The sequence below is a fragment of the Rhodopseudomonas sp. RCAM05734 genome, from assembly GCF_052658035.1.
On record NZ_CP199742.1, the window covers coordinates 5,518,146 to 5,544,187 of the forward strand.

Here is a 26,042-nt window from a genome sequence, read left to right on the forward strand (position 1 = left end):
CGCGGTCGGGGCAATTGCGACGCGATGCGCCATTGTCGCATGGGCAGCGCCGGCGGATACGGCGCTGGCCCATCCGCGGACTATGGTTCAGCCAGTTCCGGCGGCGGCGAACGGTCGAGCACGTCGCCCTTTGGCTCTTCCAGCAGGTCCAGTTCGACCGGCTCGATCACCAGCGGCCCGCGCTTGCGGCTCAACTCGGCGACTTTCTCGATTCGCCCGAAACTCGCTTTCAGTTCCGGCAGCTCGGCCGCGTTGGGGTTGCCGACAAACAGCAACTTGCCGGCAAGCGCCACCGGATCGGGCTCCGGCATGTTGACCCAGCGGATACGCTGGCCGCGTTGCGTGACGCAGGTCCCTTTCGGCAAATAGAAGACAAGCCAGCTCGTCGTGCCGTAATCGTCGGCCAGCACGCAACTGGCCCCGACACGCAGGCGAACGGCCTCGATCTCTGTCGCGAGCTGGGCAAAGCCAACGCCGATGCTGCGCACCGTGGCGTCGCGGCGATAGGCCGACAGAGCCCCGGTATTGGCCTGCAGCACCAGCGCCAGGAACATCATCATGCCGGTCGGCCCCGCCCAGCGCAGGCAGAAATTCACCGTCCGCTGCTCACGCGGCTGCCAGCGCGAAACATGCGCGGCCACCGCCGCGGCGATCGCCAGCGCCGGATAGACCGGCGCGAACCAGTTGGCCTCGACGCGGCTGTGCAGCGCATGCCAGGCGAAATACAGCGTGATGATCCAGAAGATCGCGTTGATCAGGGTCCGCGCTGCCCGTGGGCCATCGTCGCGCCGCAGCAGCGCATACAGCCCCATGACGCCGAGGATGAACACCAGCGGGGTCGCAAAGACGATCTGGGTCGGGATCAGCTCGGCGATGAAGGCCGGGTTGAAATGCTCCATGCGGGCGCGCCCGAGCTGCTTGATGAAGGAGACCCAGTGGTGATCGGCATTCCACAGGATGACCGGGGAAAACACCGCCAGCGCGACGAGACCGCCGAGATAGGGCCACGGCGACCACAGCCAGCGCCGCAGCTCCGGCACCAGCAGCAGCCAGATCAGGATCGCCGGACCGAAAAACAGCGCGGTATACTTCGACAGCAGCGCCGCGCCCACCGCGGCGCCGACCGCCGGCCACCACGCGCCGCGCCCGGTATCCAGCACCTTGGCGAGGGTGAACAGCACGAAGCTGGACGCCACCAGCACGGGTGCATCCGGGGTGACGATCATCGTGCCGGCCGCCGCCATCATGGTGGCGTTGAGCAGCAGCGTGGCGGTGGATGCGACACGATGGCCGCCGAACAGCAGCATCGCCGTGCGATAGACCGCCCAGCTCATCGGCAGACCCAGCAGCACCGACACCAGTCGCACGCCGAGCTGGGTATCGCCGCCGATCATGGTGCCGAGCCGGATCACCACCGCGACCATCGGCGGATGATCGTAGTAGCCGCCGGCCAGATGCTTCGACCACATCCAGTAATAGGCTTCGTCGAAGGTCAGCGGCGTCCATGCCGCCGCGATCAGCCGCAGCAGCACCAGCCCCGCCACGATCCCGGCGGTCATGCGAACCATCCGCAGATCGCCCGGGCTGATCGGAAGTGTCACCGCTTGCGCCAAACGAACAGGCCGGACATCGCGTAGTTCCAGACCACGCCCATCAGGGCGCCGGCGGCGCCGGCCAGCCACCAGATCGGCTCCTGATCGTAGACCGAGAATGCCACGCCGACATTGGCAAGCAGGCCCACGCTGCAAACCAGATAGAACAGCAGCAGGCCGCGCAGGATGCCGAAGCCCCTGAGCCGCTGGTCGCGATAGGTGAGGAAATTGTTGAGCAGGAAGTTGCTGGTCATCGCCATCAACGCGCCGCAGGCCTGCGCCTCGGCGAACGGCAGATTGAAGACCTCGAGCGCCACGAACAGCGCCGAAAAATGCACGAACAGGCCGATCGAGCCGACCAGTGCGAACAGCAGGAAGCGCAAGGAGACCACGTCATTGGTCAGCTTGGCCAACACCAGACCGAGGAAATCGAGCGCCACCATGGAATCGAGCTTGCTCTCGCCGTGCAGCCGCGATCCGAATTTATAGGGCACCTCGACAATGCGCAGATCACCATGCGCCGTGGCGACCACGTCGAGCAGGATCTTGAAGCCCTGGATCGACAGTTGCGGCGCCAGCTTCTCGAAGCGATCGCGGCGGATCATGAAGAAGCCACTCATCGGGTCGGCGATCTTGACGCGCAGCACCCGCTGCGCGACCGCGGTGGCGAACTTGCTGGCGCCAAGCCGCTGGCTGTTGAAACTGTCGGCGCTGCCGCCGTCGATATAACGGCTGCCGATCACCAGTTCGGCAGCGCCGGTCTCGATCAGGCCGAGCATCTTCGGCAGTTGGGTCTCGTCGTGCTGCAGGTCGCCGTCAATCACCGCGGCGCAGGGCGCGCTGGAGGCGAGCATACCCTCGATGCAGGCACCGGACAGGCCACGCCGCCCGACCCGCCTGATGCAGCGAACTCGACGGTCGGTCTGCGCCAGGGCACGGACCGCATCCGCGGTTCCGTCCGGCGAATTGTCATCGACGAAGATGACTTCCCACGCCACGCCGGCCAGCGCGGCATCAAGCCGCGCCACCAGGGTCGCCACATTACCGCGCTCGTTGAAGGTCGGGACGATGACCGACAGCTGCAGCGGAACGCCTGCCTGCGACGCCAGTTCGGGCCCGGATCTGATGACTTGATTCATGGGCCAGCATATATCCGGCGCACGGCGCGAAGCCAAGGCGGCTTTGGCGCCAGCAATAAGACGTTGCAATGACAGGGGAATTTTGTGGTAAGTAGCCCAAATCGGGCCTTAAAATGCCAACGACCTCGAACAACATGGCGCGCGTACATCCGGCGCAACCGAGCTATTCCGAGGTCGTCCCAGCGCCGGATACCTTAAGCATCGACGTCGCCGTTGAAAACAAGATAGGGATGTCCGGGGCAATCTGCAAGGGGCAATCGCAATGGCCAGCAAAACCGGCGAGATCCACATCGGTATCGGCGGCTGGACCTTCGCACCGTGGCGCGGGGTGTTCTACCCGGAGAAGCTGACCCAGGCGAAGGAACTCAGCTATGCCGCCAGCAAGCTGACCTCGATCGAGATCAACGGCACCTTCTACGGCTCGCAAAAGCCGGAGAGTTTTCGCAAATGGGCGCGCGAGGTGCCTGACGGCTTCGTGTTCTCGCTGAAGGGTCCACGCTTCGCCACCAACCGCCGCGTGCTCGCGGAAGCCGGCGACAGCGTCAAGCGCTTCTACGATTCCGGCGTGCTCGAACTCGGCGATCGCCTCGGGCCGGTGCTGTGGCAGTTCGCGCCGACCAAGAAGTTCGACGAAGCCGATTTTGGCGCCTTCCTCGAATTGCTGCCGCGCGAGCGCGATGGCCACAAGCTGCGCCATGTGGTCGAGGTCCGCCACGACAGTTTTTGCGTGCCCGGCTTCATCGCCCTGCTGCGCCAGTTCAACACGCCCGTGGTTTTCTCGGAGCATGCCACCTACCCGGCCATCTCAGACATCACCGGCGACTTCGTCTATGCCCGGCTGCAGAAGGGCAAGGAGACCGTCACGACCGGCTATCCGCCCAAGGCGCTGGATGCCTGGGCGGAGCGGCTGCAGGATTGGGCGAAGGGCGGCGAGCCGACTGACCTGCCGAAGGTCGATGACGCCAAGCCGAAGAAGCAACCGCGCGACGTGTTCGCCTATGTGATCCACGAGGCCAAGGTGCGTGCACCGGCCGCGGCGATGGCCCTGATCGAACGGGTCAAGTAGCCGTCACGAACGACAGGTGTAGTGGATGGCCAGGTCCAGGAAGCTCTGCACGATCGGTTACGAACAGACCCCGGCCACCGCTGTGCTCGACGCCTTGCAGGAAGCCGGCGTCAAACTACTGGTCGATGTCCGCGCGGTCGCGGCCTCGCGGCGCCCCGGCTTTTCCAAGAAGCAGCTCGCCGCCGGGCTCGACGAGCGCGGTATCGGCTACGTCCACCTGCGCGGTCTGGGCACCCCGAAGGACGGGCGCGAGGCCGCACGCAGCGGCAAGTTCGCCGAAATGCAACGGATCTACCGGGTGCATCTGAAGACGCCGCAGGCCAGGGAAGAACTCGACGAACTTGCGTCGCTGGTGATGAAGGCCGGCCCGGTCTGCCTGCTGTGCTACGAGCGCGACCACACCCACTGCCACCGGCAGATGATCGCCGAGATCATCGTGGAGCGCGAGGGCGCGCGGATCGAGAACCTGCTGCCGCCCCAGCTCTGAATTTTTGCAGAACGTTCATCGATCGTTCTCCCGGCTCCGCTGGACGCGCAGGTTTTCCACAGATTAATCTACTTTAAATTGTTTTCCGGTGGAGTATAGCTCCATGCGATGGGGCGTTGCGTGGTACGTCGTGTGCGTTGCCGTCGCCATGCTGGCGCGCGGGGCGGCCGCGCAGGACGCGGAGGAAGACGACGACGATCCCCCAGCGGTGACAGCAAAGCCCTCCTTCTGGGCATCCCTCCTCGAACCCCACGAGCCATCGCGGCCGCCGTTCGATTTCCTGACTGGCGGCATGCCGGACCGCATGCTGTATTTGAGCGGCGTCGAAATGCAGCGCTGGAGCCTCGCCGCCTATGCCGGCGCGCAATGGGCGCCGGCCCGGATCGACCGCGACGGCTTCATCCTGCGCATGGTGTTGTCGGACAGCGTCAATCGTTTCACGACGCCGACCCATCGCTACGACACGCAGATCCTGCGCGGCACCCTCATGCCCGGCTACAAACTCAGTCATGACAAATTCGAGCTGCAGGTGCTTGCGGGTGTCGGCACCGAGATCGATGCCGAACTGACCGACCGCTCAGCGGCAGCGTGGCGCCTCAAGCTCGGCGCGCAGATCACAGCCGATCTGTGGTGGGAGCCGTCGCGCGCATGGATGCTGCAAGCCTCGTTCTCCGCCACCACCATCGATAACGGTTTCAACAGCCGAGCGGCAGCCGGATGACGACTGTCCGATCGCTTCTGGATCGGCCCCGAATTCGCCGCCTCTCACGATTATTTCAGCCGGCAGTACCGGGTCGGCGCGCATCTCACCGGCCTGCGCACCGACGAATACGAATGGTCGGTCGCCGCCGGCCAAATGTGGGACAGCTACCAGCGCGAAGGCATCTACGGCCGGATCAGCGTCGTTGTCCGGCCGGCGCGAACGCTGCACCTCGACTGAGCTAATCCAGCGTGCGACGGAAGCGGGTCACCGCGATGGTCATCGCCAGCAGCATCAGCGCGACAAGCGCCAGCGCATCATAGCGCAGGTTTTCGATGGTCGCGCCCTTCAGCATGACGGAGCGGACGATCCGCACGAAATGCGTCAGCGGCAGGCCTTCGCCAAGATATTGCGCCCACTGGGGCATGCCGGCAAACGGGAACATGAAGCCCGACAACAGGATGCTGGGCAGGAAAAACATCATCGACAGCTGCATCGCCTGCAGCTGGTTCTGCACAATGGTGGAGAAGGTGTAGCCGATCGACAGATTCGTGGTGATGAACAGCGTGCTGAGCAGCGCCAGCAGCAGCAGGCTGCCCTGTATGGGCACACCGAACAGCAGCACACCGATGCCGATGATCAATGTGGCCTGGATGAAGCCGACCAGCACGTAGGGCACGATCTTGCCGAGCATGACCTCGACGGGCGTGATCGGCATCGCCAACAGGTTCTCCATGGTGCCGCGCTCAATCTCGCGGGTCACCGACAGCGCGGTGAAGATCAGCATGGTCATGGTCAGGATGGTGCCGACCAGGCCGGGCACGATATTGAGCCGCGACGACGCCGCCGGATTATAGCGCGCATGGGCGCGGATCTCGAACGGCAGCGTGGCAGGATCGCCGACGAACAGGTCGTGCTGCAGGGCCGTCTGCATCAGTTGCCCGAGCGCACCCAGTGCAGAACCGGCGGCCACCGGATCGGTAGCGTCTGCCGCCACCAACAGCGCCGGACGATCGCCGCGCCGCACCGCGCGCTCGAAGCCGCGCGGGATCTCGACGCCGAACAGCACCTTGCCCGACAACAGAAGGGCATCAAACTCGGCGACCGTGTGGACCTCGTGGGTGAACTGGAAATACGAGGTGTTTTCCATCGCCTTGAGGATCGAGCGGCCGAGATCAGAGTCCTCCTGCAGCAGCACCGCGGTCGGCAGATGCCGCGGCGTGGTGTTGATGGCGTAGCCGAACAACAGCAATTGCATCACCGGGATCATCACGATCATGGCGAACGACACCCGGTCGCGGCGCAGCTGAATGAACTCTTTCACCATCATCGCGTAGCTGCGCCGCCAGAAGCCGAACGGCCGCTCCTTGACCTCGCTATCCGGTGCCTCTGCGGCGCTCACTGGAAATTGTCCTTGGCGCGGGTCATCAGGTCGATGAACACATCCTCCAGCGATGGCGCGCCGCGCTGCCAGTGCTGCTCGGGCCGGTCGCGATGGGCAGCCACGATGGCCTCGAGCGCGGCGTGATCGCGACCGGAGACATGCAGGCTAGTGCCAAACGGCGCCACCATGTCGACGCCGGGCTTGCCGGTGAGATCGGCAGCGAGTTCGTTCAGGTGGGCACCGGTTACGGTCCAGGTCGCAAGTTGCGACGTCGCGATGACTTGCTCCACGGTGCCATGCGCCAGCAGATGGCCGTAAGCGATGTAAGCGATCTCGTGGCAGCGCTCGGCCTCGTCCATGTAGTGGGTCGAGACCAGCACGGTCAGCCCCTGCCCCGCGAGCGCATGAATCTCGTTCCAGAAATCGCGCCTCGCCTTGGGATCGACGCCGGCGGTGGGCTCATCGAGCAGCAGAAGTTGCGGATTGGGCAGCGTGCAGGCGCCGAGCGCGAGCCGCTGCTTCCAGCCGCCGGACAGTTCGCCGGCCAGTTGCTCCTCGCGGCCATTGAGGCCGAGCCGTTCGATCATGTCACGCGCCGCCTTGCGCGGATCGCGCACGCCGTAGAGCCTTGCTACGAATTCCAGGTTCTCGCGCACCGACAGGTCCTGATACAGGCTGAAGCGCTGCGTCATGTAGCCGACCCGGCGTTTGATCTTGTCGGTGTCGCGCCGGATATCGAAGCCGAGGCAGGTACCCTCGCCGCTGTCCGGCGTCAGCAGCCCGCACAACATGCGGATGGTGGTGGTCTTGCCGGAACCGTTGGGGCCGAGAAAGCCGTAGATGGTGCCGCGCTTCACCTGCATGCTCAAGTCATGCACCACCTCGCGGCCGTTGAACGATTTTGTCAGGCCCTTCACCTCGATGGCGATGTCGGACACGGCGACGAATGCCTCGGTCATCGCGTCGCCGCCACGGGAACCGGTGCATGGACAAAAACGCTGACCGGCTGGCCGACGCGCAGGCTGGCCGGCTTGTTCGGCCGCGCCTGCACGAGATAGACGAGCTTGTTGCGCTCATCGAGGCTGTAGATCACCGGCGGCGTGTATTCCGCTGAGGTGGCGAGATAATAGATCTTCGCGGTCAGATCGGCCGCGCAATTGTCGCAGGTGACACGGACCTCATCGCCGACTGCGAGCTTGGGCAGATCGGTTTCCGGTACATAGAACCGCACCTTCATGTTGCCCGGTGGCAGGATCGACAGCACCGGCCGCTGCGCCGGCACCATCTCGCCTTCGCGAAAATAGATCTGCTGGATGGTGCCGCTGACCGGCGCGAAGGCATTGCGTCGGGTCAGCCGCGTCTGCGAGGTGTTGACGCGTGCTTCGGCAACACGCAGCGCCGAGATCGCGGAGTCGAGGTTGGCCTGGGTACCGGAGCCGGTCTTGCTGAGCGACTGCGCACGCTCGAACGTCTGCTTCGCATTGGCCAGCGTGGCGTTGTTTTGGTTGAGATCGGCCTGCTGCAGATCGTCATCGACCGCATAGAGCGCCGCGCCGGCCTGCACCGCGTCGCCTTCGCGGACATGGAGTTTGGTGATACGGCCGGATTCATCGGGGCTGACAAAGATCATGTCGGCCTCGACCCAGCCCTGATAGCCGGGATCCTTGCGCTCGTTGCAGCCGGCCACGGCCATACACAATGCCAGTATTGCTATCAATCGCGATGCGCCATGTGACGACGTCATGTCGTCCTCCGTTCGCCAAAGATCAGATCGATATGGACCCGCAGCATCGCCAGCGGATCGAGCGGCGCGTGCTTGCCGAACAGCCCCTGCCAGATCACCGCCAACATGGCCGGCGCCACCACGAGCTGCGGAAAGTCCCGCAATGCTGGATTGCGAATTTCGCCGCGCGCGATGCCGTAGTCGATCAGTTGCTGCATGCCGGCGATGCCCCGTGAGACCACTTCGCGATAATAGAATTCCGACAATGACGGGAAGCGCGCGCCCTCCGCGATGATCAGGCGCAAAATGTCGCCCCGTTTGGTCTCCGCGATATCGCGCACAAAGGTCTCGGCGAAGCTCTCGACCATGGCGCGGGCGGATACGCCGGCCACCGGCGGCGCTGCCATCCGTGCGATCAGCGGTACCAGTGCGCTGCGCACCAATTCCTGGAACAGCGCCTCCTTATCGGTGAAGTAGAGATAGATCGTGCCCTTGGCGACGCCGGCGCGCCTGGCCACGTCGTCAAGCCGGGTTGCGGCAAAGCCGCGGGCGACGAATTCGTCGAGCCCCGCGGCGATGATCGCGGCCCGGCGTTCGGCAGCCTTCGCAGCCCTGTTCGATGGGGAGCGTGAGGCTTCAGTCCTTGGCGCCGTCGCTCGTGCAGACTTGGCCGTCGCGGCCGTATCGCCGCTGCGGATGTCGACTGAACGGACTGGCCGCCTCTTTTTCGGTCCAACTTTATTCATTCTTATATTATGACTGACTGGTCAGTCATAATCAAGAAGCTATTGCGCGGGTTCGGCGCATTTCCTGCCCTGTCTCGGGCGGGCACGCGACGACGTCATTTTCAGCTATGAAACTTCAGTCCGTCGAGGATCTTGTCGATCACCTTGCGCTCGGCGCGCAAGGCCAGGCCCACCAGATTGAGATCGCCGCGCACGACGGCCTTCACCGCCTCACGGTTGGCGGCATCATGCGTCGTCCTGAACATGTCCTCGGTATAGATCGCCGGCCTGACCTCGCGGGCCAGCGCGCGTTCCAGAGCACGGCTCAGCGCCGGCCGGTCGGCACCGTAGATCAGGATGGGCTGGCCGATCAGCGCCAGATAGGGCGTGCCCGAACCGTCGGCATAGGGTTCACCGACGCAATCAGGAAATGCCGCGGCGATGCCGCTGGACAGAAATGCTGCGACGTTGAGCTTCTGCCAAACCTCAAGGTCATTGCGGATGACAAGGGCGATTTTGGTATCGAACTGCATGATGGCGAAGGTAGAGCTCAGCCCTTGGCATCGCAAGCCCAGGCGCGGATCACGCATTCCTTGCCACCGAAGTCGTAGCACTTCTTTGTCGCTTCATTCAGCGAACTGGAAATTTTCGGCGCCACCGCATAGCCGTGGGCGCCGCATGGATTCTTCATATCGACGGCGAACGCGGCGCAGGCCCGTTTCATCGTGACGGTGGTGCAGTCACCCTCGCACTGCTTTCGTGCCGCCGCGGTGGCGGCTTCCTGCGCGGGATAATCATAGGCCTGGCCATAGGCGCCGCATTTACCGACAGCAAGCGCGCCGGCTGCAAAAGCCGGAGCAGAAACGGATGATGCGGTCAGCGTGACAATCAGTCCAAACACAAAAAAAGCGCGACGGCGCGCGGCAACACAAAACGTCAAATTCCCCTCCCCCGAGGTCAATCAATGGAGAGAGCCTACATCGCAGGGCGTTTCAACTTGGTGAACAAAGTTCCACCAGCCTGCTCCCGGAAGCGGCCACACTCAGCCACGCCGCGCCTCGGCCAGCGCCTGCGGCGTATCGATGTCGAGGAAGGCCGCGTGGCCTTCCACTGGCACTTCCGTCACCGCCTCGGCGTGCTTCATGATCAGGTGGCGGGCGCCGACGTCGCCATCCAGCGTCATCAGTTCGCCGAAGAAGCGGCGCGACCACAGCACCGGATTGCCGCGGCGGCCGTCGCTGACCGGCACCGCGATCAGGCTGCCGCGATCCGGCGCGAAGGCCTCGATCATCCGATCGATCAACAGGGTGTCGATCAGCGGCATGTCACCGAGGCAGACCACCGCGCCGTCGGCATCGGCAGGCACCGCCTTGATGCCGGCTTTCACCGAACTGGCGAGGCCGGCGGCGAAATCCGGATTGCGCACGAAGCTGACGTTCAGTCCGGCCAGCGCCTGCTCCACCAGGTCGGCCTGATGGCCGGTGACAACGATGACGCTTGAGGCCTTTGAGGCCACCGCCTGCTCGGCGACGATCCGCACCAGCGGCTTGCCGCCCAGGTCGGCCAGCAGCTTGTTGGGTCCGCCCATGCGGGTCGAGCGGCCGGCCGCGAGAACGATGGCCGCGACATTGCGATTGCCGTCGGTGCCGACCGGCAGGCGCGGCTGCGGGCGCGTGACGATCTCCATCAGCAACCCGCCAACACCCATACCGGTCAGATCGGCGCGGCTGACCGGTATGCCGGCCAACAGCCGCATCAGCACCCAGTCGAATCCATTCTCCACCGGCGAGCGCGCGCAGCCCGGCGCGCCCAGCACCGGAACGCCGCGGGCCCGGCCGATCAGCAGCAGGTTGCCGGGATCGACCGGCATGCCGAAATGCTCGATGGTCCCGCCAACCTGTTCGATCGCCGCCGGAATCACATCGCGGCGGTCGGCGATGGCCGAGGCACCGAACACGATCACCAGTTCAGCGCCGAGCCCGAGCAATTCCTTGATCGATGCCGCCAGCGTGTCCTCGTCATGCGGCACGCGGCGCTCGGCGATGATCCTGGCACCGGCCGGCGCCAGCCGCTCCGCCGTCACCCGCAGGGTCTTGTCGATCACTTTTGGCGACAGGCCCGGCAGCAGCGTCGAGACGACTCCGACTTTTTTGATCACGTAGGGCGCCACGTGCAGCGCGCTGCCCGCTGCAGCCACCACCGCGGCATCGCGCAATGCGCCGGCGACGCCGAACGGAATCAGCTTCACGGTGGCGATCATCTCGCCCTCGACCACCGGCTTGAAGGCCGACAGCGTCGCTAGCGTAATCGCCTCGTCGACCTCGTTGATGCGATCGACGGTGTCACGATCGACCACCAGCACGCCGGGCGCCGCCGCGAACAGATTGGCGCGGCCGGTGAAGGCCCGTTCCACATTGACGCTGGGACCGGCCACGGCCTGCGCTATGCTGGCGGCAGCGACGTCTTCCGACACGTCGCCATCTTCCAGGCGGACCACGACGATTTCCCCAACACCGGCACGAGTCAGCGCCTCCACCTCGGCGGTGCCGACGGTGGTGCCCTTCTTGAGCACGAGGTCGCCCTGGCGCAGCGTATGGACGGTGACGCCGCCCAATGCATCCCGCGGGCTGGCCGGACCGAACTTCATGCCGCTTCTGCCGCGGCACCGGCCTTGGGCAGACGCAGTTCGGCGGTGATCTGCGCCATGATCGACACCGCGATTTCCGACGGCGAGACCGCGCCGATGTTCAGCCCGATCGGCGCCTTGATCCGCGCAAAATCCGCGTCCGATACGCCCTGCGCCTTCAACCGGTCCGCGCGCTTGGCATGGGTCTTTCGCGAGCCGAGCGCACCGATATAGAAGCAGTTGCGTTCGAACGCATGCAGCAGCGCGGGATCGTCGATCTTCGGATCGTGGGTCACCGCGACGAAGGCCGTGTAGTGATCGACGTTGAGCGGCGGCAGTGCCTCATCAGGCCATTCCGCGATCAGCTTCACGTCGGGAAACCGTTCCGGGCTGGCAAAGGCAGTGCGCGGATCGATCACTGTCACGTCGTAGTCCAGCGAACGCGCCAGCGGCGCCAGCGCCTGGCTGATATGGACCGCACCGATGATGACGAGCCGCGCGGTCGGCGCATAGACGTTGAGAAATAGCTTCTCGCCGTCCTGCTCGATCATGCCGCTCTTACCCATGCGCAACTGTTTTGCGAGTTCGGCGCCGAGCGGATCGCCGGCAAAGTCGGCGGCTTTCACCAGCCGCTGCTCGCCAGTGGCAACATCGGTGACTACGATCACCGGGCGGCGCGAGGCGCGCTCGGTATTGATTTGAGCTAACGTCTCGAGCTTCACGATTGACCGACCTTTTCAACGAACACGCGAATGGTGCCGCCGCAGGACAGGCCGACATTCCAGGCGGTCTCGTCGGCAACGCCGAACTCCAGCAGCTTCGGCTGTCCCGACGCGATCACGTCGAGCGCCTCAGTCACGACCGCACCTTCGACGCAGCCGCCGGACACCGAGCCGAGAAACGTGCCGTCGTCGTTGATCACCAGACTGGAGCCGGCCGGTCGCGGCGCCGATCCCCAGGTCTCCACCACGGTGGCCAGCGCCACGCCGTGGCCGGCCTTATGCCAGTCCTCAGCCGCTTTCAGAATATCTTCATCGCGATTGAGCATGGGAGCCTCTCTAGCAAGCGGGACGTCAGGCGGCTGGGCGGATCAGGCTGCGGTGGTGCACCGGTGGCGGCGCGGACAGCGCCTTGATCAGGCCTTCCATCGAACTCAAGTTATGCACGGGGCGGAATTCGTCAACGTGCGGCAACATCATTTTAATGCCCTGCGCCTTGGCTTCAAAGCCATCGAAGCGCAGCAGCGGATTGAGCCAGATCAGCCGGCGGCAGGAGCGGTGCAACCGGTCCATCTCGAACGAGAGTTTGGCGTCGGCCTCGCGCTCCAGCCCGTCGGAAATCAGCAGCACGATGGCGCCCTGGCCGAGCACGCGACGGCCCCACAACTTGTTGAAGCTGTGCAGGGATTCCGAGATCCGCGTGCCGCCTGCCCAATCCTCCACCGACGCCGAGCAGCTCGCCAGCGCCTCGTCGGGATCGCGCGCACGCAACGCTCGCGTCACATTGGTCAACCGCGTGCCGAACAGGAAAACCGACACACGTTTTCGTGCGTCAGTGATGGCATGGAGGAAGTGCAGGAACAGCCTTGTATATTCGCTCATGGAGCCGGAGATATCGAGCAGCGCCACGATCGGCGCCGGCCGGTCGATCAGGCCGAGGCGGCGGATGTCGACGATGTCGCCGCCGGTGCGCAGGCTGCCGCGCAGGGTGCGGCGCAGGTCGAGCTTGAGGCCGCGCGCGTCGGGCTGGAAGCGACGGGTGCGCAGTTCCGCTTGCGGCAAACTCATGGCAGCGATGGCGCGGGTGACCTGCGCGATTTCCGCCGCGCTCATCTGCGCGAAGTCCTTCTTCTGCAGCACCTCGCGGTCGGACACCGAGAGCTTGATCTCCTGCTCCTTGGGCTGCTCCTGCGCCGGCGACATGGACGGCTGCGACATCGCCTCCTGGACCCGGCGCGAGGCCGGCGGCGGCGGCTTCTTGGCCTGGTCGGGCAGCGGCACCGAATCCAGCAGGTGCTTCCATTCCTCGGCTGCGCGAAAAAACAGGTCGAAGGCCTGGGCGAACACCAGCGCATGCTCGTGACGCTTGACGAAGATCGCTTGAAGCGTCGTGAACAGATCGGCGCGCCGACCGATCTCGATCAACTGGATCGCATTCAGCGCATCGATAACCGCGCCCGGCCCGACCGGCAGACCTGCAGCCCGCAGCGCGCGGGCGAAGCCGATGACGTTGTCGGCCATCTGGCCGGTGGGTGGGTTGAGGTGATCCATGGTCATCCGACTGGCTCGCTCATCGTGATCGACGTACCCGCCCCGCGGAAGCAAGGCCCCCTCTCCCGCTTGCGGGGGAGGGCTGGGGTGGGGGCGCAACGGACGCCGGGCTTGTGGCGGTCCCCTCCCCGACCCTCCCCCGCAAGCGGGAGAGGGAGCGCACCCGCGTTCGTGGCGTCGCCGGAGGCCAGATCAGTCGCTCGTCGCGTCCTTCAAAACCTTCTGCAGGTTATCGCCCTGCATCCGCGCAATGTCGTCCTGGTACTTCAGCAGCGCGCCGAGCGTATCGCCGACCACCTGCGGGGTCAGCGCGCGGGCGTCGAGTTCGGTGAGCGCGGTCGCCCAGTCGATGGTCTCGGCAACGCCCGGCGACTTGTAGAAATCCTGGTCGCGCAGCGCCTGCACGAAGGCCACCACCTGCGCCGACAGTTTTGCAGAAATGTTCGGCACCCGCGACTTGACGATGGCCAGCTCGCGGTCGGCCGACGGGAAATCGACCCAGTGATACAGGCAGCGTCGCTTCAGCGCGTCGTGGATTTCGCGAGTGCGGTTCGACGTCACAATGACGATCGGCGGCGCCGGCGCCTTGACGGTGCCGAATTCGGGAATGGTCACCTGGAAGTCGCTGAGGATTTCCAGCAGATAGGCTTCGAAGGCTTCATCGGCGCGGTCGAGTTCGTCGATCAGCAGCACCGGCGCGCCGTTGACGTCGGGCTCCAGCGCCTGCAGCAGCGGCCGCTTGATCAGATAGCGCTCGGCAAAGATGTCGCTGGAAAGCTGGTCGCGGTCGGTATCGCCGGCGGCTTCCGCCAGCCGGATCGCGATCATCTGCGAGGCGCTATTCCATTCATATACCGCAGAGGCGACGTCGAGGCCTTCATAGCATTGCAGCCGGATCAGCTTGCGGCCCAGCGCCGCCGACAGCACTTTGGCAATCTCGGTCTTGCCGACGCCGGCTTCACCTTCCAGGAACAGCGGCCGGCCCATCTTCAGCGCCAGGAACACCACCGTCGCCAGTGAGCGCTCGGCCAGATAGCCGCGGCTTGTCAGCATCTCCAGCGTCGCATCGACGGAGGCAGGCAGCGCCGATGTCGTGGTCATGAGCAAGCCATTCTGAACAAGATTATGCCCGGCTGTTGGCGGCTTCGACGGCGCGGCGCGCCAGCACGCCGATCAGATGCGCACGATATTCGGCGCTGCCGTGCAGGTCGCTGTTGAGGCCTTCGGCGGGCACCGTGAGACCGTCCAGCGCCTTGGGCGAGAATCGCTTCTTCAGCGCCTCTTCGAAGGCGGTGACGCGGAACACGCCTTCCGACCCGGCACCGGTCACCGTGACCCGGACGTCCGATGGACGCTTGGCGACGAACACGCCGACCAGCGCGTAGCGCGAGGCCTGGTTGCGGAACTTGATGTAGGCAGCCTTCTTGGCCACCGGAAACAGCACCTTGGTGATGATCTCGTCGGCCTCCAGCGCAGTGGTGAACAGCCCCTGGAAGAATTCTTCCGGCTTCAGCTTGCGCTTGTTGGTCACAATCGTGGCACCGAGCGCCAGCACGGCGGCCGGATAGTCGGCGGTCGGATCGTTGTTGGCGAGCGAGCCGCCGATGGTGCCCTTGTGCCGCACCGCGGGATCGCCGATCAGCGCCGCCAGTTCGGCCAGCGCCGGGAGCGCCTCGCCGACAATCGGGGAATTGGCGACATCCGCATGCTTGGCGGTAGCGCCGATCACCAGCGAGCGCCCCTTCATCTCGATGCCGTCGAGGCCTTCGACATGGGAGAGGTCGACGATATGCGGCGGCGCCGCGAGGCGCTGCTTCATCACCGGCACCAGCGTGTGGCCGCCGGCGATCAGCTTGGCATCTTCATTCTTGATCAGCAGGTTGGCAGCCTGCCGGACGGTCGCCGGACGATGATATTTAAATTCGTACATGGGAAATTCCTGGGTCGCGGTGCGCGGTGATCGCTGGCGTCGTGCGGTGAGGCAGCCTTAAGCGAGATCGGAGTTCGCCATCGCCTTGGCGCCGGCCGCGATCGACTGGACGATATTCTGATAGCCGGTGCAGCGGCACAGATTGCCTTCGAGCTCTTCGCGGATCAGGTGGTCGCTGAGATCGTGGCCCTTGCGATGGACCAGGTCGACGGCGGTCATGATCATGCCGGGCGTACAGAAACCGCACTGCAGACCATGGTTCTCGCGAAAGGCTTCCTGCATCGGATGCAGCGGCGCGCCGTCCGCGGCGAGACCCTCGATGGTGGTCACGGTGTGACCGTCGGCCATGACCGCGAGGGTGGTGCATGACTTCACCGCCTTGCCGTCGAGATGCACGACGCAGGCACCGCACTGCGAGGTGTCGCAGCCCACATGGGTGCCGGTCAACCGCAGGTTTTCACGAAGAAACTGCACTAGCAGCGTGCGCGGATCGATATTGCCGCTCACCTGATTGCCGTTCACGATCATGGAGATTTTGGCCATATGCACTCTCTTCATCCGCCTGGCCATTGCGTGGCCGCACGGTCATTAAAACCATTCCAGATCCATAATATGGCGCATCCCGGCAATGAGCAACCTCATGTCGGGGCGGCGAGCCATGTGCTGGGGGCACAAGTTCGGCACGTGTCCCGGATCTGCGAAGCAGCGCTACGTGCTGCATCGCGTCCGGGACAACTGCGAGGCCTCAGCCCTGAACGGCCTTGGCAAAGTTCGCGAAAAACTCGTCGGCGATCTTCTTGGCCGAACCGTTGATCAGGCGCTGCCCGAGCTGGGCCAGCTTGCCGCCGATCTGTGCCTCGACATTGTAGGTCAGCAGCGTGCCGCCGTCCTTGTCGGTCAAGGCGACCACTGCGCCACCCTTGGCGAAGCCGGCGACGCCGCCCTCGCCTTCGCCTGAAATCTTGTAGCCGTTCGGCGGATCGAGATCGCTGAGCGTGACCTTGCCCTTGAAGCGCGCCGACACCGGGCCGACCTTGATCTTGGCGGTGGCGCGAAAGCCGCCCTCCTCGGTGGTCTCGAGCTCTTCGCAGCCGGGGATGCAGGCCTTCAGGACCGCGGGATCGTTGAGCTTCGTCCACACCACTTCGCGCGGCGCGGCAAGCTGGACTTCGCCGCTCATCGTCATGGCCATGGGATTGTCTCCTGGAATCTTCGCCGCCTGGGATGGCGGCCGATATCCCAAGTAAAGCACAGGGGGAGCAAAGGAAAGAGCCCCCGGATCCTGGGGATCCATAATCGCGCCGCAACAATCGGGGTATTGGCACAGGAGGCCGGGAGTGGTTAGGGTCCGCGCAACATGAGCACCACCCTTTCCCCCTGCTGGCACCGCTGCTGTCCAGTGCCGCGATGCGCGCCGTCTGCGACGATGCCGCAACGTTGCAGCACATGCTCGATTTCGAGGCTGCGCTGGCGCGCGCCGAGGCGGCCACCGGCGTGATCCCGGCAAGTGCCGTGGCCGCGATTGCCGCCGCCTGCCGGAGCGACAAATTCGACCTGGCGGAATTAGCCGAAGCCGCGACTCGCTCCGGCAACACAGCCATTCCGCTGGTCAAGACGCTGACGGCCCATGTCGCGAAAGCCGACGCTGACGCCGCGCGCTACGTACACTGGGGCGCCACCAGCCAGGATGTCATCGACACCGCCACCATGCTTGGCCTGCGCGCTGCCATCGACGTGCTGCTCGTCGATCTCGACCGCGCCATCAAAGGCTTCGCCAGCCTCGCCAGGAAACATCGCGACACCGCAGTGGTGGCGCGGACCTGGCTCCAGCATGCCCTGCCGATGCCGTTCGGGCTGAAGCTCGCGGAATACGCTGCTGCACTGCAACGTTCAAAACTGCGGCTGGTGCGCCTTCGCAGCGAAGCGGTGGCGCTGCAGTTCGGCGGTGCCGCCGGCACGCTGGCCGCGCTCGGCGACAACGGCCTCAGAGTCGCCGACGCACTGGCGCGGGAATTGAATCTGCCGCTGCCGGATGCGCCGTGGCACACCCATCGCGACCGCATCGCGGAGGTCGCCTCGGTGCTGGCGATTCTCGCAGGCGGCTGCGGCAAGATTGCCCGCGACGTGTCGCTGCTGATGCAGACCGACGTCGCCGAGGCTTTCGAGCCAGCAGGCGAAGGCCGCGGTGGCTCCTCCACCATGCCGCACAAGCGCAACCCGGTCGCGTCGGCGATCGCACTGTCCGCCGCCACCATGGCGCCGAACCTGGCGGCAACGATCTTCGCCGCCCAGGTCCAGGACCACGAGCGCAGCGCCGGGCCGTGGCATGCGGAATGGCCGACCCTGCCCATGCTGCTGCTGGTCACGTCGGGCGGACTGGCCGCGATCGTCGATATCGCAGAAGGGCTTGAGGTCGACGCCGCCAGAATGCGGCTCAACCTCGACGCCACCCACGGGTTGATCATGGCCGAGGCCGTGACCTTTGCGCTGGCGGACAGACTCGGCAAGAGCGCCGCACATCATCTGGTCGAGGCCGCGACCAAGCAGGCGGTGGCGCAGAAGATACATTTGCGCGACGTGCTTACCGCCGATCCCCAGGTTGCCGCGCAACTCAGCGCCGACAGGATCGCAGAACTGTTCGAGCCGATGGCCTATCAGGGCGTCTCGCAGACGCTGATCGACCGGCTGCTGGCTTCGCTCGATTCCAAATAACAAACGCCTGAGGAGACACGCTATGCCCATGATCGATGCCGACGGTTGCCTGCTCAATGTCTCCGTCGAAGGCCGCGACGGCGGCCCGACCCTGATGCTGTCGAACTCGCTGGGCACCACCATGAAGATGTGGGAGCCGCAAATGGCGGCGCTGACCAAACTGTTTCGCGTGATCCGCTACGACCGCCGCGGTCACGGCAAGTCCGGCGTACCGACCGGCGGCTACTCCATGGAGCGCTATGGCAATGATGTGCTGGCGATCCTCGACGATCTCAACATCGACAAGGTCAACTGGTGCGGGCTGTCGATGGGCGGCATGGTCGGGCAATGGCTCGGCGCCAACGCACCGGAGCGGTTCGACCGCCTCATCCTGTCCAACACCGGCTGCTACTATCCCGACCCCACCAACTGGCACAACCGCATCAAGGCGGTGCGCGAGGGCGGCATAGCCGCCGTCGCCGATGCAGTCATTGCTGGCTGGCTCACCGCCGACTTCCGCGAGCGCGAACCTGTCATCACCGCCAACATGAAGGCGATGCTCGTGGCCAGCCCGGTGGTAGGCTATCTCGGCGCCTGCGAGGCGCTGTCGACGCTGGACCAGCGCGCGCTGCTGCCGAAGATCAAAAGCCCCACTCTGGTGATCGCCGGCCGACACGACATGGCCACGCCGGTCGCTGCCGGTGAATTCATCCGCAGCCAGATCCCCGGCGCCAGCCTGACCATTCTCGACGCCGCGCATATTTCCAATGTCGAACAGCCGCACGCGTTTACGGACGCAGTGGTCGGCTTTCTGACGCAACGATAAGCGGAGCGATCCCATGGATGACCAACAGCGCCGCGACAACGGCACCGCACAGCGACGCAAGGTTCTGGGCAATGCCTGGGTCGACAAGTCGGCGGCCGGCAAGAACGCCTTCAATGGCGACTTCCTCGACCTGATCAGCCGCTACGCCTGGGGTGAGATCTGGACCCGGCCGCACTTCGACGAACGCACCCGCCGCGTGCTTGTGATCGGCACCATGGTGGCGCTTGGCCAGTGGGATGAATTCCGGCTGCATGTCCGCGCCGCGCTGGCGGCAGGCAGTTTCACGCCCGACGACATCAAGGAAATCCTCCTGCAGCAGGCGATCTATTGCGGGGTTCCCGCCGCCAATCATGCGGTCAAGGAGGCCGCAGGAATCGTTCAGGAGATGGGCCTGCTGAAGGAATAGACGCCGGCATTGCCGGCGCGTTCGGGGGCGGCCTTGGCGGCCTCCGGCGCGACGCGCAGCAACGGCGGTTCCATCGCCATCAGGATGGCGGTGCCGAGCAGTAGCAGCAGTTCGGTGACATGCAGTTTCATGGCGGCGGTCTCGCCGACCTTGTACGCCATGATCATGCTGAGAAAGCTGATCACGCTGCCGATCCCCAGCGCGATGGCCAGCGCCTCGTCACAGCCGCCGGTCTTGCGGATCGACGCCCGGGTGGTGAACAGCAGGAACACCGCGAAGAACGCCACTACGGTCAGCTTGCCCAGCGCCAGCAGCCAGGCAAAGCGCACCGTGCTCATGGTTCCGATCTGCATGTAGTCGCTGAAAAACAGCGCCATCGACACGTTGGCGCGCTCATAGAGGCCATGGATCGGCGAAATCATGATCTTGAATGAGGTGATGGTCCAGGCGGGAATAAAATAGCACGCCAGAAGCGCGCCGTTGAAACTGCTGATCCGCCAGTTCTGGTACATTGCCCGTTCCGCCAACACTGTCGCCCGCAACCCGAGTCGAGCCCGACATCGGCGAGGTAACCTTCGCTAGCCCGGGCAGGCAACGGTAACCCTTTATTTACCTTAATTTCAGCGAGGACGGGATAACCGCCACCGGCGGTCGTTCTCGCTTGCCAAATGAAAAAGCCCCGCCTTCCGGCGGGGCCTCCCTGTTTCCACTTTTCGGCCGGCTGCGCTGCTAGCGCTCGCCCTGCCCGCCACCCGGCTGCTGGCCGCCCTGTTGCTGACCGCCCTGGCGGTTCGGATCCTGCTGCTGCTGTCCGGGCTTCTGGCCGCCGCCCTGCTGCTGGCCGGGCTTCTGACCTGGGCTCTGATTCTGCTGGCCCGGATTCTGGTTCTGATTGGACATTCTGCAATCTCCCTTGTTGAACCATTCAACGCATAGACAACTGGCGCCCAGGAAATTGGTTTCTGTTCCCGGGTGATCATTGCGCGGCGATTTAATGACAGCATGGAGTCCGGAACTGCACTGCAGTGCGATAAAAAATACGCCATGTGCAGCTCACTTTAGTCGCAGTGCACACGGTTGCGGCGCCTTGTGCACGCTGTTAGAAAACGATGACCGACGATGTTCCGGCTGCCGGGATGTCGCCCGCGTCTTTCACGGCAGACACGACAGCGCATGGACTATTTCGCCCAGCAGTTGATCAACGGACTCGTGCTCGGCTCGATCTACGGCCTGATCGCCATCGGCTACACGATGGTCTACGGCATCGTCGGCATGATCAACTTCGCTCATGGCGACATCTTCATGATCGGCGGTTTCATCGCGCTGATCACCTTCCTGATCCTGGTCTCCATCGGCCTCACCGTAGTACCGGTGATCCTGCTGATCGTGCTGCTGGTGTCGATGGCGGTTACGGCCCTGTATGGCTGGACCATCGAACGCATCGCCTACCGGCCGTTGCGGCACTCGTTCCGCCTCGCGCCGATGCTGTCGGCGATCGGCATGTCCTTCGTGCTCACCAATTACTCGCAGGTCGCCCAGGGCGCGCGGGTCAAGCCGGTGCCGCCGATCATCACCGGCGGCTACACGCTGCATGAAGGTGCCGGTGGCTTTGCCGTGCGGCTGTCCAATGTGCAGATCATCGTCGTGATCACCACCATCGTACTGCTGGCGATCTTCACCTACCTCGTCGCGCGCACCCGGTTCGGCCGCGACATGCGCGCCTGCGAGCAGGACCAGACCATGGCGTCCCTGCTCGGCGTCGACGTCGATCGCACCATCTCCATGACCTTCGTGATCGGCGCCGCGCTCGCCGCGGTCGCCGGCATGATGTACCTGCTGTATTACGGCCTGGTCGACTTCTTCATGGGCTTCGTCGCCGGCATCAAGGCGTTTACCGCCGCCGTGCTCGGCGGCATCGGCTCTCTGCCCGGCGCGATGCTCGGCGGCCTGCTGATCGGCCTGATCGAGACCCTGTGGGCGGCGTATTTCTCGACCGAGTACAAGGATGTCGCGGCGTTCTCGATCCTGATCGTCGTGCTGATCTTCCTGCCGACCGGCCTGCTCGGCCGGCCGGAAGTCGAAAAAGTTTGATGGCCGTGGCAGCCAACGCCGCTCACGCCAAAGTCGCCCGCGGCCCGGATCTGGCGTTCACCTTCAAGAAGGCGCTGATCTCCGCGCTGGTGGCCCTGGTGCTGTTCTCGCTGATGATCGGCGTGCGCACCGAGGCCGGCCCCAGCGGCCAACTGATTTACTGGACGCGGTTCGGCGATCTCGCGATCATGGTCGCCGTGGTGTTCGGCGGCAGTATCGTGGTCGAGCTGTTGCGCGCCTGGTGGGGACCGGTCGACACCATCAGGATCGTGACGCCCGGGACCACGAAGGCGCTCGCCGTGGCGCGCCGCGCCATCGCGCCGGTGCTGCTGATCTTCACGTTTCTGGTGCCGGTGATCTTCTACGACCAGCGCTACATCCTCGATCTCGGCATCCTTGTGCTGACCTATGTGATGCTCGGTTGGGGGCTTAACGTGGTGGTCGGCCTCGCCGGCCTGCTCGACCTCGGCTACGTCGCCTTCTACGCGGTCGGCGCCTATTCCTACGCGCTGCTGGCGACCAATTTCGGCCTGTCGTTCTGGATCTGCCTGCCGCTCGCCGGCATCCTGGCGGCGTTCTTCGGCGTGCTGCTCGGCTTCCCGGTGCTGCGGCTGCGCGGCGATTATCTCGCCATCGTCACGCTGGCGTTCGGCGAAATCATCCGCCTCGTCATCATCAACTGGCAGGATCTCACCGGCGGCCCCAACGGCGTATCGGGCATCCCGCGCCCGACCTTCTTCGGCATTCCGCTGTCGCCGGGCGACGACGGCCTCGCGGCGCGGCTCGGCATCGAATTCTCGCCCACCCATCGCATCGTGTTCCTGTTCTACCTGATCCTGGCATTGGCGCTGCTGACCAACTGGGTCACCATCCGGCTGCGCGCGCTGCCGATCGGCCGCGCCTGGGAAGCGCTCCGCGAGGACGAGGTCGCCTGCCGCGCGCTCGGCATCAACACCACCACGACGAAACTCACCGCCTTCGCGACCGGCGCCATGTTCGCCGGCTTTGCCGGCCTCGTTCTTCGCCACGCGACAGGGCTTCATCAGCCCGGAATCCTTTACTTTCCAGGAATCGGCGCTGGTGCTGGCCATTGTCGTGCTCGGCGGATTGGGCTCGCAGCTCGGCGTGGCGCTGGCGGCGCTGACCATGATCGGCGGCTTCGAACTGTTCCGCGGCCTCGAGCAGTACCGCATGCTGGTGTTCGGCTTCGCCATGGTGCTGCTGATGATCTGGCGGCCGCGCGGATTGATCGGCCACCGCGCGCCGACCGTGTTCCTGAATCACCAGACCACGATCTCCGCTGATATCGTCGAGGAAGCCCGCCAGTGAGCGACCGGATCCTCAGCGTGGAAAATCTGTCGATGCGCTTCGGCGGCATCGTCGCCGTCAACGAACTGTCGTTCGCCGCCGAGCGCGGCAAGATCACCGCCCTGATCGGCCCCAACGGCGCCGGCAAGACCACGGTGTTCAATTGCATTACCGGCTTCTACAAGCCGAGCGGCGGCAGCATCCGGCTCAGTCACGACGGCGCCGAATTCAGACTCGAACGCCTCAACGACTTCCGGATTTCCAAGGTCGCAAAGGTCGCGCGCACATTCCAGAACATCCGGCTGTTTCCGGGCATGACGGCGCTGGAAAACCTGATGGTGGCGCAGCACAACGCGCTGATGAAGGCGTCGGGCTATACGTTCCTGGGCCTGTTCGGCGTGCCATCCTATCGCGCCGCCGAGAAGCGCGCGATGGATCTGGCGCGCAACTGGCTCGACCGGATCGGCCTGCTCGGCCGCGCCGACGATGCGGCCGGCGAACTGCCCTATGGCGACCAGCGCCGCCTCGAGATCGCGCGTGCCATGTGCACTGAACCGGCCCTGCTCTGCCTCGATGAGCCCGCCGCAGGCCTGAACGAGCGCGAGAGCGCCAGCCTGAGCGAGCTCTTGCTGAAGATCCGCGACGACTGGGGCACCTCGATCCTGCTGATCGAGCACGACATGAGCGTGGTGATGGAAATCTCCGACCACATCGTTGTGCTGGACTACGGCGTCAAGATCGCCGACGGCACCCCGCAGTCGATCCGCGATAATCCCAAGGTGATCGCGGCCTATCTCGGCGCCGAGGAAGACGAAGTCGAAACCATCGAAGCGGAGTTGGGGCTGTGAGGTCATTGCCACACACTCCGTCATGGCCGGGCCTGTCCCGGCCATCCACGCCCGCAGGCGCCGGCGCACATGGTTGCGTGGATAGCCGGCACAAGGCCGGCCATGACGGCGGAGAGGTCATGCGATGAACTCTTCCACCCCCATGCTCGCCATCCAGAATCTTCGCGCGTCCTACGGCAAGATCGAAGCGTTGCGCGGCGTCGACGTCACCATCGCCCGCGGTGAAATCGTGGCATTGATCGGCGCCAATGGCGCCGGCAAGTCGACGCTGATGATGACGATCTTCGGCAGGCCGCGCGCCAGGTCCGGGACCATCGTCTACGACGGCACGGACATCACCGGCGTGCCGACCCACGAGATCGCGCGCATGCGCATCGCCCAGTCGCCGGAAGGCCGCCGCATCTTTCCGCGCATGAGCGTCGCGGAAAACCTGCAGATGGGCGCCGACGCCACCGACACCAGCCCGGCGGACCGCGCGGCCGGCCTCGACAAGGTACTGGCGCTGTTTCCGCGGCTGAAGGAGCGCATGACCCAGCGCGGCGGCACGCTGTCCGGTGGCGAGCAGCAGATGCTGGCGATCGGCCGCGCGCTGATGAGCCGGCCGCGGCTGCTGCTGCTCGACGAGCCCTCGCTGGGCCTCGCGCCATTGATCGCCAAACAGATTTTCGACGCCATCCGCGTCCTCAACCGGCAGGACGGCCTCACCGTGCTGATCGTCGAGCAGAACGCCAATCACGCGCTGCGCCTCGCCCATCGCGGCTACGTCATGGTCAACGGGCTGATCACGCTGACCGGCACTGGCGCGGACCTGCTCAAGGCGCCGGAAATCCGCTCTGCCTATCTCGAAGGTGGAAGGCACGCGTGACCAAGGGCGAACCGGATGTCTCCTGCCATCAACGTCCGTGACAGAAGCAAGACACCGCGACCGCTTCAACCAAGAGAAATTCGCCGATGCCTCACGATAATTATCTGACATTCGCCACGGTTTAAAGATACCTACTTCACCATCGACAACTTCAAGCCGGCCCTGGAGACTTCCATATGAAACTGATCAAACTCATCGGCCTCACGCTGGGCGCGTCTGTCGCGCTATCGTCCGCCGTGCTGGCGCAGGACATTCGCGTCGGTGTCGCCTCGTCGATGACCGGCGGCGAAGCCGCCTTCGGCCGCCAGTTCAAGAATGGTGCCGAACTCGCGGTTGCCGACATCAATGCCGCCGGTGGCTTGCTCAACAAGAAGCTCGCGCTGGAAGTCGGCGACGATGCCTGCGATCCCAAGCAGGCCCGTTCGATCGCCGAGAAGTTCGCCAGCTCCGGGATCCCGTTCGTCGCCGGTCACTATTGTTCGTCGTCGTCGATCCCGGCGTCGGAAGCCTATGCGGACGGCAACGTGCTGCAGATCTCCCCGGGCTCGACCAATCCGTTGTTCACCGAGCGCAAGCTGTGGAACGTGCTGCGCGTCTGCGGTCGCGACGACCAGCAGGGTCTGGTTGCCGCCGAGTACATCGCCAAGAATTACAAGGGCAAGAACGTCGCCATCCTCAACGACAAGACCACCTACGGCAAGGGACTGGCCGACGAGACCAAGAAGGCGCTTAACAAGGTCGGCTTCACCGAGAAGATGTTCGAGAGCTACAACAAGGGCGACAAGGACTTCAACTCCATCGTCTCGCGGCTGAAGCGCGACAACATCGATCTGGTCTATATCGGCGGCTATCATCAGGAAGCCGGCCTGATCCTGCGCCAGATGCGCGACCAGGGACTGAAGACCGTGCTGATGGCGGGCGACGCCATCAACGACAAGGAATTCGCCTCGATCACCGGCCCGGCTGCCGAAGGCACCCTGTTCACCTTCGGCCCCGACCCGCGCAACAAGCCGACCGCCAAGGCCATCGTCGACCGCTTCAAGGCCAAGAACATCGATCCCGAAGGCTACACGCTGTACACCTACGCCGCGTTCCAGGTGTGGTCGCAGGCGGTGAAGAAGGTCAATTCGACCGACCCGAAGAAGGTGATCGAGGCCATCAAGGCCGGCGAGTGGGACACCGTCCTCGGCAAGCTGGCCTTCGATGCCAAGGGCGATATCAAGGCGCTCGATTACGTCGTCTACAAATGGGATGCCAAGGGCGACTACGCCGAACTGAAGCCGATGTAACGGCCGCTCCCGCCAGCGAAACGACCGGCACGTTCTGCGTGTCCGGTTGTTTCGGCCACGAATGAGGCCCGCCCCC

General features: G+C 64.7%; 27 protein-coding genes and 2 pseudogenes. 11 read left to right on the forward strand and 18 right to left on the reverse strand.

Going from position 1 to position 26,042, the window contains the following annotated elements; translation table 11 throughout:
• Positions 1-80 precede the first annotated feature (80 nt).
• On the reverse strand, positions 81-1,559 hold the full coding sequence (locus tag ACUXVA_RS26325) for a glycosyltransferase family 39 protein (protein ID WP_445489066.1): 1,479 nt from the start codon (positions 1,557-1,559) through the stop codon (positions 81-83).
• A 38-nt stretch (positions 1,560-1,597) separates the two neighbouring features.
• Positions 1,598-2,731: a glycosyltransferase family 2 protein gene (locus ACUXVA_RS26330; RefSeq protein ID WP_265082973.1), complete on the reverse strand. Its 1,134-nt coding sequence runs from the start codon at positions 2,729-2,731 to the stop codon at positions 1,598-1,600.
• Between the two features lie 262 nt (positions 2,732-2,993).
• On the opposite strand from ACUXVA_RS26330, the gene ACUXVA_RS26335 reads away from it, so the two are divergent.
• The 3 genes and pseudogenes from ACUXVA_RS26335 (at position 2,994) to bcsS (ending at position 5,224) form a co-directional block, all read left to right on the forward strand.
• A complete protein-coding gene (locus tag ACUXVA_RS26335) occupies positions 2,994-3,797 on the forward strand; it encodes a DUF72 domain-containing protein (protein WP_265082972.1) in 804 nt (267 codons plus the stop codon).
• A 25-nt stretch (positions 3,798-3,822) separates the two neighbouring features.
• Positions 3,823-4,284, forward strand: coding sequence for a DUF488 domain-containing protein (locus ACUXVA_RS26340; RefSeq protein WP_265082971.1), 462 nt, complete (start codon positions 3,823-3,825; stop codon positions 4,282-4,284).
• Positions 4,285-4,588: 304 nt separating this feature from the next.
• A pseudogene (gene bcsS, locus ACUXVA_RS26345) lies at positions 4,589-5,224 on the forward strand (cellulose biosynthesis protein BcsS).
• A gap of 1 nt (position 5,225) precedes the next feature.
• On the opposite strand, the gene ACUXVA_RS26350 reads toward bcsS, so the two are convergent.
• From ACUXVA_RS26350 to ACUXVA_RS26415, 14 genes are all read right to left on the reverse strand, one after another.
• Positions 5,226-6,386 carry an ABC transporter permease gene (locus ACUXVA_RS26350; RefSeq protein WP_445489069.1) on the reverse strand — a complete coding sequence of 387 codons (1,161 nt, stop codon included), beginning with the start codon at positions 6,384-6,386 and terminating at the stop codon, positions 5,226-5,228.
• Positions 6,383-7,327, reverse strand: coding sequence for an ABC transporter ATP-binding protein (locus tag ACUXVA_RS26355; protein WP_445489071.1), 945 nt, complete (start codon positions 7,325-7,327; stop codon positions 6,383-6,385). The genes ACUXVA_RS26350 and ACUXVA_RS26355 overlap by 4 nt, the downstream gene beginning before the upstream one ends.
• A complete protein-coding gene (locus ACUXVA_RS26360) occupies positions 7,324-8,112 on the reverse strand; it encodes an HlyD family secretion protein (protein ID WP_265082968.1) in 789 nt (262 codons plus the stop codon). Before ACUXVA_RS26360 ends, ACUXVA_RS26355 begins: the two co-directional genes overlap by 4 nt.
• On the reverse strand, positions 8,109-8,837 hold the full coding sequence (locus ACUXVA_RS26365) for a TetR/AcrR family transcriptional regulator (protein ID WP_445489073.1): 729 nt from the start codon (positions 8,835-8,837) through the stop codon (positions 8,109-8,111). Before ACUXVA_RS26365 ends, ACUXVA_RS26360 begins: the two co-directional genes overlap by 4 nt.
• A 101-nt stretch (positions 8,838-8,938) precedes the next feature.
• Positions 8,939-9,349 carry a DUF2000 family protein gene (locus ACUXVA_RS26370; RefSeq protein WP_265083642.1) on the reverse strand — a complete coding sequence of 137 codons (411 nt, stop codon included), beginning with the start codon at positions 9,347-9,349 and terminating at the stop codon, positions 8,939-8,941.
• 17 nt (positions 9,350-9,366) lie between these two features.
• Positions 9,367-9,717: a DUF4189 domain-containing protein gene (locus ACUXVA_RS26375; RefSeq protein WP_413776465.1), complete on the reverse strand. Its 351-nt coding sequence runs from the start codon at positions 9,715-9,717 to the stop codon at positions 9,367-9,369.
• Positions 9,718-9,858: 141 nt separating this feature from the next.
• Complete coding sequence (locus ACUXVA_RS26380) at positions 9,859-11,463, reverse strand: NTP transferase domain-containing protein (RefSeq protein ID WP_445489075.1); 1,605 nt, start codon at positions 11,461-11,463, stop codon at positions 9,859-9,861.
• Positions 11,460-12,164 carry an XdhC family protein gene (locus ACUXVA_RS26385; protein WP_265082965.1) on the reverse strand — a complete coding sequence of 235 codons (705 nt, stop codon included), beginning with the start codon at positions 12,162-12,164 and terminating at the stop codon, positions 11,460-11,462. Before ACUXVA_RS26385 ends, ACUXVA_RS26380 begins: the two co-directional genes overlap by 4 nt.
• The gene (locus tag ACUXVA_RS26390) at positions 12,161-12,490 is read right to left on the reverse strand and encodes an XdhC family protein (protein WP_445489078.1); all 330 of its coding nucleotides are present in this window, start codon (positions 12,488-12,490) and stop codon (positions 12,161-12,163) included. Before ACUXVA_RS26390 ends, ACUXVA_RS26385 begins: the two co-directional genes overlap by 4 nt.
• Positions 12,491-12,515: 25 nt before the next feature.
• Positions 12,516-13,718, reverse strand: a complete 1,203-nt coding sequence (locus tag ACUXVA_RS26395; RefSeq protein ID WP_265082963.1) for a vWA domain-containing protein — start codon at positions 13,716-13,718, stop codon at positions 12,516-12,518.
• A gap of 186 nt (positions 13,719-13,904) precedes the next feature.
• Complete coding sequence (locus tag ACUXVA_RS26400) at positions 13,905-14,813, reverse strand: AAA family ATPase (RefSeq protein WP_445489080.1); 909 nt, start codon at positions 14,811-14,813, stop codon at positions 13,905-13,907.
• Between the two features lie 22 nt (positions 14,814-14,835).
• Positions 14,836-15,642: an FAD binding domain-containing protein gene (locus ACUXVA_RS26405; protein ID WP_445489082.1), complete on the reverse strand. Its 807-nt coding sequence runs from the start codon at positions 15,640-15,642 to the stop codon at positions 14,836-14,838.
• Positions 15,643-15,699: 57 nt separating this feature from the next.
• On the reverse strand, positions 15,700-16,185 hold the full coding sequence (locus ACUXVA_RS26410; RefSeq protein WP_265082960.1) for a (2Fe-2S)-binding protein: 486 nt from the start codon (positions 16,183-16,185) through the stop codon (positions 15,700-15,702).
• A 202-nt stretch (positions 16,186-16,387) separates the two neighbouring features.
• The gene (locus ACUXVA_RS26415) at positions 16,388-16,834 is read right to left on the reverse strand and encodes a CoxG family protein (RefSeq protein WP_445489084.1); all 447 of its coding nucleotides are present in this window, start codon (positions 16,832-16,834) and stop codon (positions 16,388-16,390) included.
• Between the two features lie 215 nt (positions 16,835-17,049).
• On the opposite strand from ACUXVA_RS26415, the gene ACUXVA_RS26420 reads away from it, so the two are divergent.
• Genes ACUXVA_RS26420 through ACUXVA_RS26430 form a run of 3 tightly spaced genes read left to right on the forward strand, consistent with a single transcriptional unit; the run spans position 17,050 to position 19,565 of the window.
• A complete protein-coding gene (locus ACUXVA_RS26420; protein WP_445489086.1) occupies positions 17,050-18,354 on the forward strand; it encodes a 3-carboxy-cis,cis-muconate cycloisomerase in 1,305 nt (434 codons plus the stop codon).
• A gap of 22 nt (positions 18,355-18,376) precedes the next feature.
• The gene (pcaD, locus tag ACUXVA_RS26425; protein WP_445489088.1) at positions 18,377-19,159 is read left to right on the forward strand and encodes a 3-oxoadipate enol-lactonase; all 783 of its coding nucleotides are present in this window, start codon (positions 18,377-18,379) and stop codon (positions 19,157-19,159) included.
• A gap of 13 nt (positions 19,160-19,172) precedes the next feature.
• Complete coding sequence (locus ACUXVA_RS26430; RefSeq protein WP_445489090.1) at positions 19,173-19,565, forward strand: carboxymuconolactone decarboxylase family protein; 393 nt, start codon at positions 19,173-19,175, stop codon at positions 19,563-19,565.
• Here the strand turns inward: ACUXVA_RS26430 and ACUXVA_RS26435 are convergent.
• Positions 19,538-20,077, reverse strand: a complete 540-nt coding sequence (locus ACUXVA_RS26435; protein WP_445489092.1) for a hypothetical protein — start codon at positions 20,075-20,077, stop codon at positions 19,538-19,540. The genes ACUXVA_RS26430 and ACUXVA_RS26435 overlap by 28 nt on opposite strands.
• Positions 20,078-20,294: 217 nt before the next feature.
• Positions 20,295-20,465 (reverse strand): hypothetical protein, encoded by a 171-nt coding sequence (locus ACUXVA_RS26440; protein WP_445489094.1) that lies wholly within the window; start codon positions 20,463-20,465, stop codon positions 20,295-20,297.
• A 273-nt stretch (positions 20,466-20,738) separates the two neighbouring features.
• Between ACUXVA_RS26440 and ACUXVA_RS26445 the strand changes: the two genes are divergently transcribed.
• The 5 genes and pseudogenes from ACUXVA_RS26445 to ACUXVA_RS26465 all read left to right on the forward strand — a co-directional run bounded on the left by ACUXVA_RS26445 (position 20,739) and on the right by ACUXVA_RS26465 (position 25,966).
• Positions 20,739-21,656, forward strand: coding sequence for an ABC transporter permease subunit (locus ACUXVA_RS26445; RefSeq protein ID WP_265082953.1), 918 nt, complete (start codon positions 20,739-20,741; stop codon positions 21,654-21,656).
• A pseudogene (gene livM / locus ACUXVA_RS26450) lies at positions 21,656-22,985 on the forward strand (high-affinity branched-chain amino acid ABC transporter permease LivM). The gene ACUXVA_RS26445 and the pseudogene livM overlap by 1 nt, the downstream one beginning before the upstream one ends.
• Before the next feature lie 32 nt (positions 22,986-23,017).
• Entirely contained in the window at positions 23,018-23,812 is a 795-nt protein-coding gene (locus ACUXVA_RS26455; protein WP_320109747.1) for an ABC transporter ATP-binding protein, read from the forward strand.
• A gap of 124 nt (positions 23,813-23,936) precedes the next feature.
• Positions 23,937-24,677 carry an ABC transporter ATP-binding protein gene (locus ACUXVA_RS26460; protein WP_265082950.1) on the forward strand — a complete coding sequence of 247 codons (741 nt, stop codon included), beginning with the start codon at positions 23,937-23,939 and terminating at the stop codon, positions 24,675-24,677.
• A 176-nt stretch (positions 24,678-24,853) separates the two neighbouring features.
• On the forward strand, positions 24,854-25,966 hold the full coding sequence (locus ACUXVA_RS26465; protein WP_265082949.1) for a branched-chain amino acid ABC transporter substrate-binding protein: 1,113 nt from the start codon (positions 24,854-24,856) through the stop codon (positions 25,964-25,966).
• Positions 25,967-26,042: the final 76 nt, after the last annotated feature.